The sequence below is a fragment of the Jiangella sp. DSM 45060 genome (genome assembly GCF_900105175.1).
Lineage (GTDB): Bacteria > Actinomycetota > Actinomycetes > Jiangellales > Jiangellaceae > Jiangella.
This window is the reverse complement of sequence record NZ_LT629771.1, coordinates 16,707-31,762: the sequence shown is the minus strand read 5'-3', so window position 1 is coordinate 31,762 and position 15,056 is coordinate 16,707. Positions and strand designations below refer to the sequence as shown.

Annotated in this window: 17 protein-coding genes; 2 read left to right on the top strand and 15 right to left on the bottom strand. The window is 72.5% G+C overall.

What is annotated here, in order from left to right; translation table 11 throughout:
- The 5 genes from BLU82_RS00155 to BLU82_RS00135 form a co-directional block, all read right to left on the bottom strand.
- Positions 1–1,638 carry a bifunctional uroporphyrinogen-III C-methyltransferase/uroporphyrinogen-III synthase gene (locus tag BLU82_RS00155; protein WP_092614101.1) on the bottom strand — a complete coding sequence of 546 codons (1,638 nt, stop codon included), beginning with the start codon at positions 1,636–1,638 and terminating at the stop codon, positions 1–3.
- Positions 1,616–2,560 carry a hydroxymethylbilane synthase gene (gene hemC / locus BLU82_RS00150; protein ID WP_092614099.1) on the bottom strand — a complete coding sequence of 315 codons (945 nt, stop codon included), beginning with the start codon at positions 2,558–2,560 and terminating at the stop codon, positions 1,616–1,618. The genes BLU82_RS00155 and hemC overlap by 23 nt, the downstream gene beginning before the upstream one ends.
- Complete coding sequence (locus BLU82_RS00145; RefSeq protein ID WP_092614097.1) at positions 2,557–3,921, bottom strand: glutamyl-tRNA reductase; 1,365 nt, start codon at positions 3,919–3,921, stop codon at positions 2,557–2,559. Before BLU82_RS00145 ends, hemC begins: the two co-directional genes overlap by 4 nt.
- Complete coding sequence (locus BLU82_RS00140) at positions 3,918–4,652, bottom strand: redox-sensing transcriptional repressor Rex (RefSeq protein WP_092614095.1); 735 nt, start codon at positions 4,650–4,652, stop codon at positions 3,918–3,920. The genes BLU82_RS00145 and BLU82_RS00140 overlap by 4 nt, the downstream gene beginning before the upstream one ends.
- 137 nt (positions 4,653–4,789) lie before the next feature.
- Positions 4,790–5,041 (bottom strand): glutaredoxin family protein, encoded by a 252-nt coding sequence (locus tag BLU82_RS00135; RefSeq protein ID WP_092614093.1) that lies wholly within the window; start codon positions 5,039–5,041, stop codon positions 4,790–4,792.
- Positions 5,042–5,177: 136 nt separating this feature from the next.
- On the opposite strand from BLU82_RS00135, the gene BLU82_RS00130 reads away from it, so the two are divergent.
- Complete coding sequence (locus tag BLU82_RS00130; RefSeq protein ID WP_092625219.1) at positions 5,178–6,038, top strand: HAD family phosphatase; 861 nt, start codon at positions 5,178–5,180, stop codon at positions 6,036–6,038.
- A 178-nt stretch (positions 6,039–6,216) separates the two neighbouring features.
- Here BLU82_RS00130 and BLU82_RS00125 read toward each other — a convergent pair whose 3' ends face one another.
- From BLU82_RS00125 to BLU82_RS00080, 10 genes are all read right to left on the bottom strand, one after another.
- Positions 6,217–7,071, bottom strand: a complete 855-nt coding sequence (locus BLU82_RS00125) for a lysophospholipid acyltransferase family protein (RefSeq protein ID WP_370246351.1) — start codon at positions 7,069–7,071, stop codon at positions 6,217–6,219.
- A 49-nt stretch (positions 7,072–7,120) separates the two neighbouring features.
- The gene (locus BLU82_RS00120) at positions 7,121–8,011 is read right to left on the bottom strand and encodes an NAD-dependent epimerase/dehydratase family protein (RefSeq protein ID WP_231947660.1); all 891 of its coding nucleotides are present in this window, start codon (positions 8,009–8,011) and stop codon (positions 7,121–7,123) included.
- 209 nt (positions 8,012–8,220) lie between these two features.
- Positions 8,221–8,322, bottom strand: a complete 102-nt coding sequence (locus BLU82_RS00115) for a 30S ribosomal protein bS22 (RefSeq protein ID WP_074946526.1) — start codon at positions 8,320–8,322, stop codon at positions 8,221–8,223.
- 98 nt (positions 8,323–8,420) lie between these two features.
- Positions 8,421–8,639, bottom strand: a complete 219-nt coding sequence (locus tag BLU82_RS00110) for a helix-turn-helix domain-containing protein (RefSeq protein WP_053206210.1) — start codon at positions 8,637–8,639, stop codon at positions 8,421–8,423.
- Between the two features lie 358 nt (positions 8,640–8,997).
- Entirely contained in the window at positions 8,998–10,176 is a 1,179-nt protein-coding gene (locus BLU82_RS00105; RefSeq protein WP_092614089.1) for an acetoin utilization protein AcuC, read from the bottom strand.
- Between the two features lie 2 nt (positions 10,177–10,178).
- On the bottom strand, positions 10,179–10,982 hold the full coding sequence (gene proC / locus BLU82_RS00100; protein ID WP_092614087.1) for a pyrroline-5-carboxylate reductase: 804 nt from the start codon (positions 10,980–10,982) through the stop codon (positions 10,179–10,181).
- Positions 10,979–11,908, bottom strand: coding sequence for a proline dehydrogenase family protein (locus BLU82_RS00095; RefSeq protein WP_092614085.1), 930 nt, complete (start codon positions 11,906–11,908; stop codon positions 10,979–10,981). Before BLU82_RS00095 ends, proC begins: the two co-directional genes overlap by 4 nt.
- 67 nt (positions 11,909–11,975) lie before the next feature.
- Entirely contained in the window at positions 11,976–12,704 is a 729-nt protein-coding gene (locus BLU82_RS00090; protein ID WP_092614083.1) for an ABC transporter permease, read from the bottom strand.
- Positions 12,701–13,429 (bottom strand): ABC transporter ATP-binding protein, encoded by a 729-nt coding sequence (locus BLU82_RS00085; RefSeq protein ID WP_092614081.1) that lies wholly within the window; start codon positions 13,427–13,429, stop codon positions 12,701–12,703. The genes BLU82_RS00090 and BLU82_RS00085 overlap by 4 nt, the downstream gene beginning before the upstream one ends.
- Before the next feature lie 59 nt (positions 13,430–13,488).
- The gene (locus tag BLU82_RS00080; protein WP_092614079.1) at positions 13,489–14,103 is read right to left on the bottom strand and encodes a TetR family transcriptional regulator; all 615 of its coding nucleotides are present in this window, start codon (positions 14,101–14,103) and stop codon (positions 13,489–13,491) included.
- A 307-nt stretch (positions 14,104–14,410) separates the two neighbouring features.
- Between BLU82_RS00080 and BLU82_RS00075 the strand changes: the two genes are divergently transcribed.
- Positions 14,411–14,887 (top strand): hypothetical protein, encoded by a 477-nt coding sequence (locus tag BLU82_RS00075; RefSeq protein WP_092614077.1) that lies wholly within the window; start codon positions 14,411–14,413, stop codon positions 14,885–14,887.
- The last annotated feature ends 169 nt before the right edge of the window (positions 14,888–15,056 follow it).

Here is a 15,056-nt window from a genome sequence, read left to right as displayed (position 1 = left end):
CTACTGGGCGCTCTTGCGACGGGCGGAGGCCCGGCGCCGCTGCGACGGCTTCAGCACCGGCTCGCCGGCCTCGACCATCGCCAGCCGGCGAGTCAGGCCGAACTGCGCCAGCGCGTCGGCCAGCGCCTCGATGGACGGCTCGGGCGCCAGGACGTCGACCCGCAGGCCGTGCTCCTCGGCGGTCTTCGCCGTCGCCGGGCCGATGCAGGCCACGACGGTGGACGAATGCGGCTTGCCGGCGATGCCGACGAGGTTGCGCACCGTCGACGACGACGTGAACGCGACCGCGTCGAACTTGCCGGTCTTGATGGCGTCGCGGGTCTCGGCCGGCGGCGGCGCCGCGCGCACCGTGCGGTACGCGGTGACGTCGTCGACCTCCCAGCCCATGTCCGTCAGGCCGGCGGCCAGCGTCTCCGTCGCGATGTCGGCGCGCGGCAGGAACACTCGGTTGATCGGGTCGAGCACCTCGTCGTACGGCGGCCAGTCGTTCAGCAGGCCGACCGCGGACTGCTCGCCGGACGGGACGAGATCGGGCTCGATGCCCCACGAGCGCAGCGCCTCGGCCGTCTTCTCACCCACGGCGGCGACCTTGAGGCCGGACAGCGCGCGAGCGTCGAGGCCGTACGCCGTCAGCTTCTCCTTGACCGCGCGCAACGCGTTGACCGAGGTGAACGCGATCCACTCGTAGCGGCCCTCGACCATGCCGCGGACGGCCTTGTCGATCTGCTGCGGGTTGCGCGGCGGCTCGACGGAGATCGTCGGGACCTCCTCGGGGACCGCGCCGGAGCGGCGCAGCGCCGTCGACAGCACCCCGGCCTGCTCCTTGGTGCGCGGCACCAGGACGCGCCAGCCGAACAGCGCCTTCGTCTCGAACCACGACAGGGAGTCGCGGTGCTCGATGGTGTCGCCGACGATGACGACGAACGGGCCCTCGATCTTGGCCGCGCGGACGTCGGCCACGATGGCGCCGAGCGTCGACACGACGGTCTGCTGCTCGACGGTGCTGCCGGACGTCACGACGGCCATCGGCGTGGACGGCACCCGGCCGGCGTCGACCAGCGCGTCGGCGAGCAGGCCGAGCTGCTCGGTGACGCCGGTCAGCAGGACGGTGTCGGCCGTACAGGACCGCAGGTCGATCTTGCCGCCGACGTCGAAGATCTCGACGCTGCGGCGACGGCCGGTGACCAGCGGGATGCCGGCGTGGGCCGCGACGGACGTGGCCGTGGCAACGCCCGCGACCACCTCGAACGCGATGCCGGCCTTGGCGCACGCGAGCGCTTCGTCGGCGCCGGTGGCATGGGTGAACGGGTCACCGCCGAGGAGGCGGACGACCCGCCGGCCCCCCTTGGCGGCCTGGACGACACGGCGCCCGCGCGCGGACGCCGTCAGGGTGACGCCTTCGTCGTCGACGCTGACGTCGACGATCTCGACGATGCCGGGAGCGTAAGCGAGCATCGAACGGTGCGCCGGCTCGTCGATGACGACGACGTCGGCCCCACCGAGCACCTCGACCGCCCGTAGGGTGAGCAGCCCCGGATCGCCGGGACCGGCGCCGACGAATGCGACGCCACCTTCTGCGGCGCGCTTCTGCGCGCCTCGCGGAGTGGTCACGACTCTATTCCTCCTTCGACGCCGCACCAGCGGCGTCGACGACTGCCCCGGCCCCGTCGGCGAGAAGCTCGTGCGCGAGGTCGCGCCCGATCTGCTCCGCCCCCCCGAGGGATCCGGTGGCTGACTTGCGGATACTCACTGAGCCGTCGCGTGCTGCCACGACGGCCCGGACGTACAGCTCGAGGCCACTATCTCCCTCTGCCGCCTCGGCGTAGGCGCCCACGGGCGCCGTACAACCGGCCTCGAGCACGGCGAGGAGGGTCCGTTCTGCGGTGACCGCCGCCCTGGCAGCGGGGTCGTCGAGCGCGCCCAGCGCCTCGACCAGGGCGGTGTCGGCGGTGCGGCACTCGATGCCGAGCGCGCCCTGACCCGGCGCCGGCAATACCTGCATCGGGTCGAGCACCTCGGTGACGGAGTCGAGCCGGCCCAGCCGCGACAGCCCGGCCCGGGCCAGCACGACGGCGTCGAGCACGCCGTCGGTGACCTTGCCCAGGCGGGTGTCGACGTTGCCGCGCAGGCCGACGATCTCGATGCCCAGCCCGAGCGCGCGCAGCTGCGCCTCGCGCCGCGGTGACCCGGTGCCGACGCGCGCTCCGACGGGGAGGTCGGACAGCTTGAGGCCGTCGCGGGCGCAGAGAACGTCGCGGGGGTCCTCGCGCTCCGGGACCGCCGCCAGCACGAGGCCGTCGGCCGGCGCCGTCGGGAGGTCCTTGAGCGAGTGGACGGCGAGGTCGACGCGGCCGTCGAGCAGCGCCTCGCGCAGCGCGGCGACGAACACCCCGGTGCCGCCGATGCGGTCGAGCGGCGCCGTCGACACGTCACCCTTGGTGGTGATCTCGACCAGCTCGACGTCGTGCCCGAGCGCGTCGAGGCGGCCGGCCACGTACCGGGCCTGGGCCATCGCGAGGGCGCTGCGGCGGGTGCCCAGCCGCAGCGGAGTCGTCGTCATGTGGACACCGTCCCGTCAGGCTTGGCGACGGCGTCGATGGACCGGCGGTCCAGCGCGAACAGCTCGCGCAGCGCGGCCTCGTAGGACGCGCCGTCGGGCTGCGCGGCCAGCTCCTTGACCCGCACCGTCGGCTGGTGCAGCAGCTTCTCGACCACCCGGCGGACGGTGCGGGCGATCTCGGCGCGGGTGCGCTCGTCGAGGTCGGGCAGCCGGCCGGCCATGCGGGTGAGTTCGGCGTCGACGACGTCGTCGGCCATGCTGCGCAGCGCGACGACGGTGGGCGCCACCTGGGCGGCGCGCTGGGCGGTGGCGAACGCGGCCACCTCGTCGGTGACGATCGAACGGACGGCGGAGACGTCGCCGGCCATGGTGCTGGCGTCGGCGACGTCGTCGTCGGCGGCCTCGCTGAGCCGGGCGAGGTCGGCCAGCACGACGCCGGGCAGCTCGGCCACGCCGGCGTCGACATCGCGCGGCAGGGCGAGGTCGACGATGCCAAGCGTGCGCCCGCCGCGGCCCGCGACCGCCGCCTCGACGGCCTCGAACGGCAGCACGACGCCGGCCGCGCCGGTGCACGAGATGACGAGGTCGACCTCGCGCAGCACCTGCGGCAGCGCCGTCATCGGCACGGCCCGGCCGCCGACCGCCTCGGCCATCCGGACGCCGTTCTCCTGCGTGCGGTTGGCGACGACGACGTCGACGCCCTCGCGCTGCAGCGTGGCCGCGGCCAGCGCCGCCATCGACCCGGCGCCGAGGACCAGCGCGGACGTGCCCGTCAGCAGCTCGCGCCAGGACGCGCCGCCGACCCGGCCGGACGACCAGCCCTCGGCGGCGACCGCCGGCAGCACCCGGGCCAGCCCGAGCGTCACCAGCGAGCGGCCGGCGGCGTCGATGCCGGTCTCGGCGTGCGCCCGCTTGCCGACCCGCAGCGCCGTCTGGAACAGCTCTGTCAGCACCCGGCCGGTGGCGCCGGAGGTCTGCGCGAGCCGGAACGCGTCGCGCACCTGGCCGAGGATCTGCGTCTCGCCGACCACCATGGAGTCGAGGCCGCTGACCACGTGGAACAGGTGCGACACCGCGCGGTCGCCGTAGTGCACGTAGAGGTACGGGGTGAGCAGCTCGATCGGCGCGCCGGTGTGCTGCGACAGCAGGGCGCTCGCCTCTTCGACGCCGCCGTGGAAGGTGGCGGTGTCGAGGTACAGCTCGAGGCGGTTGCAGGTGGCGACGACGACGGCCTCGGCGATCTGGTGCGACGACGGCACCTCGTCGAGCAGCTTTCCGACCGCGGGGCGGTCGAGCGCGACGGACTCCAGCACCTCGACCGGCGCGCTACGGTGCGAGACACCGATGGCCAGCACGCTCATCCGTTCACCGCCTCGGCCAGCTCGGCCGCCTGCTCGGCGGTCAGGGCCAGCGCGGCGCCGTTCTTGCGCTGTTCGTGGTAGGCGAGGATCTGCAGTTCGGTGGAGAGGTCGACCTTGCGGAGGTCGACGCCTTCGGGCACCTGCACGATGGCCGGCGCGAAGTTCAGGATGCTGGTGACGCCGGCCGCGACGAGGCGGTCGCAGACCAGCTGCGCGGCCCGAGCCGGGGTGGCGACGACGCCGATGGCGATGCCGAGGTCGTCGACGATCTGCTCGAGCTCGTCGGCGTGCCGGACGTTGAGGCCGGCCACCTCCTCGCCGAGCCGGGTGGGATCGGCGTCGACCAGCGCGGCGATGCGGAAGCCGCGGGACGCGAACCCGCCGTAGTTGGCCAGGGCGTGGCCGAGGTTGCCGATGCCGACGATGACGACGGCCCAGTCCTGGGTGAGGCCGATCTCGCGGGTGATCTGGTGGCGCAGGAAGTCGACCTCGTAGCCGACGCCGCGGGTGCCGTAGGAGCCCAGGTAGGAGAGGTCCTTGCGCAGCTTGGCGGAGTTGACCCCGGCAGACGCCGCCAGTTCCTCGGACGACACCGTCGCTACGCCCCGCTCGGCCAGGGTGGTGAGCGCCCGCAGGTAGAGGGGCAACCGCGCGACCGTCGCCTCCGGCACACCGCGCTGCGACGCCGCGGCTGGTGTCGGTGCGGACGACGGACGGCTGTTTCGGGTCACGACACTCCCCGGTAGGCCGGCACGGAAGGCGACATCCGGGGGCCGGGTGACGAACCCGAACCGGCAGGACTTACGATGCGCCCCAGCCTAGACGCTTGTGAACGTGTGCACAAAGTTGCTGTTCTGGGCTGGATGTTCTATAACCCGCCGGTGAGAGCGCGTCGGAGCCGGTCGGCGTCGACCCGCCAGAAGTCGTGCTGAGCACCGTCGACGAACGTCACGGGGATCTGCTCGCCGTAGCGCCGCTCCAGCTCGGGGTCCCCGACGATGCTGCGCTCCTCCCAGCCGACACCCAGCTCGGCACAGACCGCGTCGACGACGGTGCGAGCCTCGTCACACAGGTGGCAGCCCGGTCGGCCGAGCAGCAGCACCCGCGGCGGTTCGCTCATGGAGGGTTCCCTTCCGCTCGCCTTGCAATGAGCACCCATACGCATCGGCGCCTCTTGGCGCTCATGGCAAAGCCACCCTACGGCGACCCGCCCGACGACCTCCGCCGGAGGCGGCGCGCCGCTACTCTTGGCGACCATGCGCTTGCGCAGGGAACGGACCGGGGCCGCGTCGGAACGGGCGCGGGCCGACGTCGCCGCCAGCGCCGCCGAGGCGATCGCCGGCATCGAGCTGCCGTCCGACGCGCGCGCCGCCGCCTTCTTCGATCTCGACAACACCGTCCTGCGCGGCGCCTCGATCTTCTACCTGGCCCGCGGCATGCACCAGCGCGGGCTGCTGCGCACCAGCGACATCCTCCGGTTCGGACGGCAGCAGCTGCAGTTCGCGCTCGGCGCCGAGGACCCCGACCACATCCTCGAGGCACGGGCGGCGGCGCTGTCGTTCATCGCCGGCCGGTCGGTCGAGGAGCTGTCCCGCGTCGGCGAGGAGATCTTCGAGGAGCTGATGGCCGACAAGATCTGGCCCGGCACCCAGGCGATCGCGCAGCTGCACATCGACCAGGGCCAGCGGGTGTGGCTGGTGACGGCGGCGCCGGTCGAGGTGGCGACGATCATCGCCCGGCGGCTCGGCCTCACCGGCGCCCTGGGCACCGTCGCCGAGCACGTCGGCGGCACCTACACCGGCCGGCTGGTCGGCGACCTCCTGCACGGCGCCGACAAGGCGGCCGCCGTCAGGTCGCTGGCCGAGCGCGAGGACCTCGACCTGAGCCGGTGCTCCGCCTACAGCGACTCCGCGAACGACATCCCCATGCTCTCGCTGGTCGGCTTCCCGTGCGCGGTGAACCCGGACCGCAAGCTGCGCCGGCACGCCCGCAAGCACGACTGGCGCATCCGCGATTACCGCGCCCGGCGCCGCAACACCACGCTGGGCATCGCGGCCGGCACCGGCGCCGTCGCAGGAGCCGCCGTCGGCATCGTCGCCGCCCGCAAACGCCGCTGACCCCCATCCCACACCCAGCCCAGATGCGTGGCCGGGCGGGCAGACGTAGAGCCGCCTGACCAGCGCTGGCGGGCGCGGACAGAGCGTCGCGAGCGGCCAGGAGGAGGTGCCGGTGGGTGCGGAGCCGGCGCAGCACCCACCGGCACCTCCGACCCACAGCGGAGCTCGGTGCCGACCCTCACCCGAACGCGGGACCGCGCAACTCGAGCAGCTCGGTGAGCGTCGCCTGGATGGTGTCGCGCACCTGGTCGGTCAGCTCGAACACCACCATGGGGTCGTCGGCGGCGCCGGGCGGGTAGTCGTCGGTGCGGATGGGCTCGCCGAACTCGATGATCCACTTCGACGGCAGCGGCACCAGCCCGAGCGCGCCGAGCCAGGGGAACGTCGGCGTCAGCGGGAAGTACGGCAGGCCGAGCAGCCGGGCCAGCGACTCGGCGTTGCCGATCATCGGGTAGATCTCCTCGGCCCCGACGATCGAGCACGGGATGATCGGCGCCTTGGTGCGCAGCGCCGCGGACACGAACCCGCCGCGGCCGAACCGCTGCAACTTGTAGCGCTGCGAGAACGGTTTGCCGACGCCCTTGAAGCCCTCGGGCCAGACGCCGACCAGCTCGCCGCTGCCCAGCAGCGCCTCGACGTCCTCGGTGCAGGCGAGGGTGGTGCCGCTCTTGCGGGCGAGGTCGGCCACGACCGGCAGCTGGAACACCAGCGTGGCGCCGAGCGCGCGCAGGTACCGGGCCTTCGGGTGGGTGTCGTGCACGGCCAGCTGGGTCATCAAGGAGTCGACCGGCAACGTACCGGAGTGGTTGGCCGCGACCAGCGCCGCGCCGGTCTCCGGGATGTTCTCGATGCCGCGCACCTCGACCCGGAACCAGTGCTTGTACAACGGCCGCAGCGCGGGCAGCAGCACGGTCTCGGTCAGCTCGGGGTCGAAGCCGAACGGGTCGACCTCGAACTCGCCGGTCAGCCGGCGCCCGGCGAACGCGACCAGGTGGTCCAGGCGTTCGCCGTCGATGCCCAGGCGGTCGCGCAGAGCCCGGCCGGCGGCGGTCGCGACGCGGTCCAGCAGACCCGGCAACGGGCTATCGGCCACGAGCGTCCTCCCCCGTCAGGACGCCGCGGACGGTGTGCTCGACGGCGCGGATGCGGTCGCGGTCGAGCAGCCCGCCGCGGGTGCGCGCGTCGGCGAAGGCGTCGAACGTCGCGACCGTGTCGTAGACGGGGTCGAACTTCAGCTGGGTGCGCATGCGGGTGGTGTCGACGCCGCGGCCGAAGGTGAGGAATCGCACCAGCGCGGAGTCCATGTCGACGACGCCGCTGCGTTTGAGGACCCCGCCGACCAGCGGTGAGCCCAGCGTGGGCAGCGGCAGCGCGGGCCGGCCGGCCCGCCGCAGCGCCTGGCTCAGCACCAGGAAGCCGTCGCCGGCCACGTTGAAGATGCCCGGCCGGTGCTCGACCGTGGCCACCCGCAGCGCCTCGACGCAGTCGAGCTCGTGCACCAGCTGGAACCGCGGATCGCGGCCCAGCACCACGGGCACCACCGGCAGCACGAAGTACTCGGACAGGCCGGTGCGGATCTGCGGGCCCAGCACGTTCGCGAACCGCAGGATGGTGACGCCGACGTCGGGCCGGCGCCGGGAGAACCCGCGCACGTACGCCTCGACCTCGCCGGCGTCCTTCTCGTACCCGCGCCGCGAGTGCGTGCCCGCCACCATGTCCTCGGCGAACAGCGCCGGCGACTGCGGACCCGAGCCGTACACCGTCGTCGACGACTTCACGACCACCTTGCGCACCGACCGCGAGCGCTGGCACGCCGCCAGCAGCTGCATGGTGCCGATGACGTTGATCTCCTTCTGCGGCGTGCGCCCACCGGCGTCGGCGCGCGTCGCGAGGATGTTCATGTGCACGACGGTGTCGGGCGCGACCCGGTCGATGGCCCGGCCGATGTCGGACGTGCGGATGTCGGCGCGCACGAACTCGGCCCCGCCGATGCTCTGCGTCGGCTCGACGAGATCGACGCCGACGACGCGGTCGACCCCGCCTCGTCGGCGAGGCGTTCGGCCAGCCGGGCGCCCAGATACCGGGCGACCCCACCACCATGACGACTTTGGACACTCGTGTCCTGCTCTCCCCTGGAGCACGGCCGCGCGAGACACCACCCCCGCACGGCCGCCGGAGTGACTTACTTGCCCATGCGGCGACGCTGCACGCGCGTCCTGCGCAGGAGCTTGCGGTGCTTCTTCTTCGCCATCCGCTTGCGGCGCTTCTTGATCACAGAGCCCACAGGGCAACCTCACTCGCAGGTCGACTGAACGCGCGACAGCCGCGCGACCGGCCAAGCGTACCCGGCTGACCGGGGGCGTCGTCCAATCGGATGCGGCGTCAGCCGGCTTCCATACCCCGGACGTAGGAGTCGCGCAGGTACTCGTGCACCGCGCTCTCAGGGATGCGGAACGACCGGCCCACCTGCACGGCCGGCAGCGTGCCCGCGTGGACGAGGCGATACACCGTCATCTTCGACACCCTCATCGCCGTCGCCACCTCGGCGACAGTGAGGAATCGCACCTCTCCGAGTGGTGCTTCGGGCCCGTTGGTCGTCATCGCTCCTCCGCGACGTGCCGGCGGCGCCCATGGGTTGGACGCGCGTCTTCGGCTACGTGTTGCTTGATGGTAGTGGCGGATGTGACGGATGGGAAAGGGGATCGAGAAGTGATCCGGGTTTGGACGTGTTTTGGTCCTCTCTTGTGACCTTTCCGCTGCTTCGTTCCTGGCGCGGTCCGCCGGTGGGTGGGGGATGCCGGCCCCGCCCGCCTCGCTCGTTCCTCGCTCGGACGCCCGCGCCTACCCCTGCCGGCATCCCCCACCCACCGGCTCTCTTCGCTGACAGGTGCGGGCGCGCATCGGTCGCTCCCTCGGGCGTTCCGACCCGGGGCGTATCGCTTCTCGCCCTTTCCCTCTGTCAGTAGGTGGGGTCGAGGGCGTGGGCGGGGAAGACGGCGAGGCGGGTGGCGTGGATGGCGCGGTCGAGGGGGCTGGCCGGGTCGTAGCCCGAGGACCAGTCCGTGTGCGCGGAGGTGCCGCCGTCGGTCATGCGCCGCGGCGCCGTGTGGTGGTAGCGGGCCTGGACGTGCGTCCGCCAGGCCGGCGGCGTCTCGGTCGCGGGGTCGATGGGACGCTCGGCGGCGATGGCCAGCAGGTGCGTCCAGGCCCGGGGCACGACGTCGATGAGGGCGTACCCACCGCCGCCGGTAGCGACCCAGCGGCCGTCGCAGAGCTCGTGCGCGAGGTCGTGCAGGACGCGGTAGGACTCGCGCTGGCCGTCCAGCGTCAGCGCCAGGTGGGCCAGGGGGTCGTCGAGGTGGCTGTCGCAGCCGTGCTGGGTGAACAGCACCTGCGGCTGCCAGGCGCGCAGCAGCGGCGGCACGACGGCGTGGAAGGCGCGCAGCCAGCCGGCGTCGCCGGTGCCCGGGGGCAGGGCGACGTTGACGGCGCTGCCCTCGGCACCGGGGCCGCCGGTCTCGCTGGGGAATCCGGTGCCCGGGAACAGCGTGCGCGGCGACTCGTGCAGGCTGATCGTCAGCACTCGGGGGTCGTCGTAGAAGACGGCCTGCACGCCGTCGCCGTGGTGGACGTCGACGTCGACGTAGGCGACCCGCTCGGCGCCGGCGTCGAGCAGCGCCCGGATGCCCAGCGCGGGGTCGTTGTAGACGCAGAACCCGGACGCGCTGGACGGCATGGCGTGGTGCAGCCCGCCCGCGACGTTGACGCCGTGCCGCGCGCGTCCTTCCCAGACCGCCCGGGCCGCCGCGACCGTCCCGCCGGCCACCAGCGCGCTGGCGTCGTGCATGCCGGCGAAGCAGGGGTCGTCGGTGGTGCCGAGGCCGTGCACGAGGTCGACGGTGCTGGGATCGATGCTGGCCGCCTTGACCGCGTCGAGGTAGCCGGGTGTGTGCACGGTGCGCAGCGTGGCGTCGTCGGCCGGCTCGGGCTCCTCGACATGCACGCCGTCGCCGTCGAGCACGCCCAGCGCGCGGGCCAGCCGGATGGTGAGGTCGACGCGCACCGGGTTGAGCGGGTGCCCCTGGCCGAAGTCGTAGCCGGTCAGGGCGTCGGACCAGGCGACGTGCACGGTGTGCATGGTCAGGCCGGCTCGCCGGACGACAGCGCGCGGGAGCGGTCGCGGGCGGCCTCGAGCGCGGCGAGGAAGTCGGCGCGGACCTTGCCGTCCTCCAACTGGCGCAGCGCTGCCGCCGTGGTGCCGCCGGGCGAGGTGACCCGCTCGCGCAGCACCGTCGGGTGCTCGCCGGAGTCGCGCAGCAGCGCGGCCGAGCCGGCCAGCGTCTGCACGACCAGCTCGGTGGCCGTGGCGCGGGTCAGGCCCAGGTGGACGCCGCCCTCGATCATCGACTCGGCCACGTAGAACACGTACGCCGGGCCGGAGCCGGAGACGGCGGTGACGGCGTCCTGCTGCGACTCGGGCACCCGCGTGACGCGGCCGGTGGAGCGCAGCAGCTCCTCGGCCTCGCGCAACTGCTCGTCGCCGCTGTGCGTGCCCGGCGAGATGGCGGCCATGCCCTCGCCGACCAGCGCCGGGGTGTTCGGCATGACCCGCACGACGGCGACGCCGTCGGGCAGCCGCGCCTCGACGAACGCCGTCGTGATGCCGGCCGCCAGCGAGACGAACAACTGCCCGGGCCGGGCCTCGGCGGCGACGTCGTCGAGCAGCGGGCCGACGTCGTGCGGCTTCACCACGAGCAGGACGGTGCCGGCCCGGCGCACGGCCTCGGCGTTGCCGACCACCTCGACGCCGTACCGCTCGGTCAGCTCGGCCGCGCGCTCCGGCCGCTTCTCACCGACCAGGAGATCGGACGCGGGCCGTCCCTGCAGGATGCCGGCGAGCAGCGCCTCGCCCATCACGCCGGCCCCGAGCAGCGCCACCGTCATTTGGAACTCGCCACCGATCGCAGGAGGAAACCGAGGTTGGCCGGCCGTTCGGCCAGCCGGCGGACCAGATAGGCGTACCACTCCGGGCCGTACGGGACGTACACGCGGACCCGCTCGCCGGCCCGGACCAGCCGGAGCTGTTCGCGCGAGCGCAGGCCGTAGAGCATCTGGTACTCGTAGCTGCCCTGCTCGCGGCGGTGCCGGGCGGCCAGCGACCCGGCGATCTCGACCAGCCGGGCGTCGTGGGTGGCGATCATCGGGTAGCCGGCGCCGGCGAACAGCACCTTCATGCAGCGCACGTACGAGCGGTCGACCTCGCCGCGGTCGCGGAAGGCGACGGTCTCGGGCTCGTCGTAGGCGCCCTTGCACAGCCGCACCCGGGAGCCCTCGTGGGCGAGGTCGCGGCAGTCGGACTCGGTGCGCTTGAGCTGGGCCTGCAGCACCGCGCCGACGCTCGGGAAGTCGGCGCGCAGCTCGCGCAGGACGTCCAGCGTGGCGTCGGTGGTGGTGTGGTCCTCCATGTCCAGCGTCACCGTGGTGCCGGCATCGGCGGCGGCCTGGCAGATCTGCTGCGCGTTCTCCAGCGCGATGGCGGCGCCGTCGGCCGGCAGCGTCCGGCCGATCGCCGACAGCGTCACCGACACCTCGACGTCGGGGGTGAGCTCGGCCTTGTGCAGCGCCTCGAGCAGCGCGACGTAGGTCTGCGCGATGCGGGTGGCGTGGGCGCGGTCGTGGGTGGGCTCGCCCAGGTGGTCGATGGTGACGGCGAGCCCCTCGCCGGCCAGCTCACCGGCCACTCGCACGGCATCGCTCTGCTCGGCGCCGGCGACGTACCGGGCGACGACGTTGCGGGTCAGCGGGATGCGCTCGACGGTGTGCCGCAGCCGCTCGCTGCGCGACGCGCCCAGCAACGCCGAACGCACCATCGTTCCTGCCAAGGCGGTGCCCTCTCCTTCACGGTAGGCGGACCCCGCCAGCGTACGGCACCAGCGATCAGGGAGTGCGGCGACGCAACGTGGCCGCGCCGAGTGCCAGCAGCGCCACCGAGAACCCGAGAACGACGCCGATCTGACCCCACACCTGCGGGTCGACGTTGGACTGCACCTCGCTCATCGCGTCGACGGCGTACGACAGCGGCAGCACGTCGGAGATGGCGCTCAGCACGTCCGGCAGCTCGTCACGCGGCACCAGCAGCCCGCAGAGCAGGAACTGCGGGACGATCAGCGCCGGCATGAACTGGACGACCTGGAACTCCGTCGACGCGAAGGCGCTGACGAACAGCCCGAGCGCCACACCCAGCAGCGCGTCGAACACCGCGACGGCGATCAGCAGCCAGGCCGGACCGGCGGTGTTGAGGTCGAGCAGGCCGATCGCCACCGACGCCGTGATCAGCGCCTGCACCAGCGCCACCAGCCCGAACGCCACGGCGTAGCCGGCCAGGAAGTCGAGCTTGCCGGTCGGCATCGACAGCAGCCGCTCAAGCGTCCCCGACGTCCGCTCCCGCAGCGTCGCGATCGACGTCACCAGGAACATCACCAGGAACGGGAAGATCGCCAGCAGCGCCGGGCCGATGCGGTCGAACACGACTCCGCCGTCGTAGATCCACCACAACAGCGCCAGCAGCAGGCTGGGGACCACCAGCATCAGCGCGATCGTGCGCGGGTCGTGGCGCAGCTGCGACAGCACGCGCGCGGCCGTGGCCAGGGTGATCCGCGGGGTCATGACGACACCTCCTGCTCCGCCTTCTCCACCAGTTCGAGGAACGCCCCCTCGGCGTCGGCGGCGCCGGTGCGGGCCAGCAGGCCGGCAAGCGTGTCGTCGGCCAGCAGCCGTCCGTCGCGCAGCAGCACCAGCCGCTCGCACCGCTCGGCCTCGTCCATCACGTGGCTGGACACCAGCAGCGTGGCGCCGTCGGCGGCGAGCCGGTTGAACAGCTCCCACAGCTGCACCCGCAGCACCGGGTCGAGCCCCACCGTCGGTTCGTCGAGCACCAGCAGCTCCGGCGAGCCGAGCAGCGCCGTCGCCAGCGAGACGCGCGACTCCTGCCCGCCGGACAACCGCCCGACCAGGTGGTCGGCGTGCGTGCCGAGGTCGACCTGCTCGATCGCGCGGTCGACGTCGCTCGCCGGAGCGCCGAGGACGCGTGCGTAGTAGCGCAGGTTCTGCCGGACCGTCAGGTCGGCGTAGACGCTGGGCGCCTGGGTGACGTAGGCGACGCGGTCGCGCAGCACCTTGGCGCCGGCCGGCTGGCCGAGGACCTCGACCGTCCCGCCGGCGACCTTCTGCACCCCCACGATCGCGCGCATCAGCGTCGACTTCCCGGACCCGGACGGGCCGAGCAGGCCGGTCACGCTGCCGGCGCGGATGTCCAGGTCGAAGTCGTCGAGGACGGTGAGCGGGCCGCGGACGACCCGCAGTCCGCGGATCCGCACAGCGGAATTCATCATGTGATGAATAATGCGACCGTGAACGAGCCGCGTCAAGCGTCAGGGGGTTTTCGGGTGGGTCAGTCCTGCTCGAAGGCGCCGTCGTAGTAGCGCTGCAGCACCGGGGCGATCAGCCGCACCAACTCCTCGTCCGGCACCGAGGCGATGGGCTCCAGCTTGACCACGTAGCGGGTGATCGCCAGGCCGATGAGCTGCGACACCATGGCCTCGGCCCGCAGCGCACCGTTCGGCACGCCCTCGAAGGCGACGAGCACGCGGCCGAGGATGGCGCGGGTGACGAACTGGCGCATCAGCCGGGCCGCGGCCTCGTGCTGCATGGCGGAGCGGAGCAGCGCGAGAATCGGCGCCCGGCTGGCCGGCTGACTCCAGACGCCGAGGAACGTGCGGATGGCCCGCTCCCCGATGCCCTCGCCGCTGGTCTCGTCGGTGACAGCGTCGGCGATGATCGACGGGTCGAACGGGATGTCCATCGCGGCCAGGAAGAGCTTCTCCTTGGTCCCGAAGTAGTGATGGACGAGCGCCGGGTCGACCTCTGCCGCCGCCGCGATGGCGCGCACGCTGGCGCCGTCGTACCCGCGCTCACCGAACACCTGGCGCGCGGCGGCGAGGATCTCTCCCCTGGTGTCGGGCGCGCCTCGACGACGTCCCGACCGACCTCGAAGAACCTTTCCCACAATTCCGGCATCCTATCCGGCGGCGCCGCCCAGCGCCCGCCGCCGACTCCGTCACACACCTGACATGTGCCGTGTTGTCGCATTCTTTCGGTGATGTGCGCGAAGTGTCGAAAACTCGGTGGAAATGTGCCATCACCACCATGAACCTCCTGTACAGGAGGGGTATGCGGCGACCAGTCACACCAATCGGGTGACTCTCCGACAACACGCTTGACATAGACCGCCCGCCAGTCAAAGCTTTCGTGCTGATGCGCATCAAGCACCAACCGACCGCAACACAACGCGTGATCATTCAAGGAGTATTCTGGTGAAGAACGTACTGCGCGGCGCCCTCGTCGCTGGTGTGGCGTTCGCAGCCTCCATGGGCATCGGGGCCACGGCCTCCGCGGCTCCGGAGGTTCCGGGTGCCGACTCCCTGCCGGAGATCGACATCCTGAACAACGCCTGCATCCTGCCGTGGTTCTGGCAGGGCCCGGTCAACTTCATGGTCGAGGACCAGTACGGCTCGTACTCGGCCTGCAACGGAGCGTCCGAGGACACCGAGGGCAGCAGCATCGCCGACAACGCGTGCATCCTGCCGTGGTTCTGGCAGGGCCCGTTCAACGTCCTGCTGGGCAGCCAGGCCGGCGACTACGCGGCCTGCAACGGCTCCGAGGAGATCCCGGCCGACGTCCAGGAGCAGCTGGAGAGCCTGCTGCCCGAGGGTGTCGCCCCCGAGGACCTCACCGAGACCGAGCTCCTGGAGCTGCTCCCCGAGGGCACGCAGCTGCTGCCGCAGGGCTGACTCTGGGCTGAGGGCACGGGACGGAGATTGTCAGCTTCTCCTGCGGCAATCTCCCCCGTGCTGCTCGGTTTTCTCGCATCGCGACTCGCGTCGGGGGCATCGGCCCTCGGCGCCTTTCGTCGTTTCTTTGGTCTTTTGGGTTCGCCGGGCGGTGACGTCCCTTGGCGTG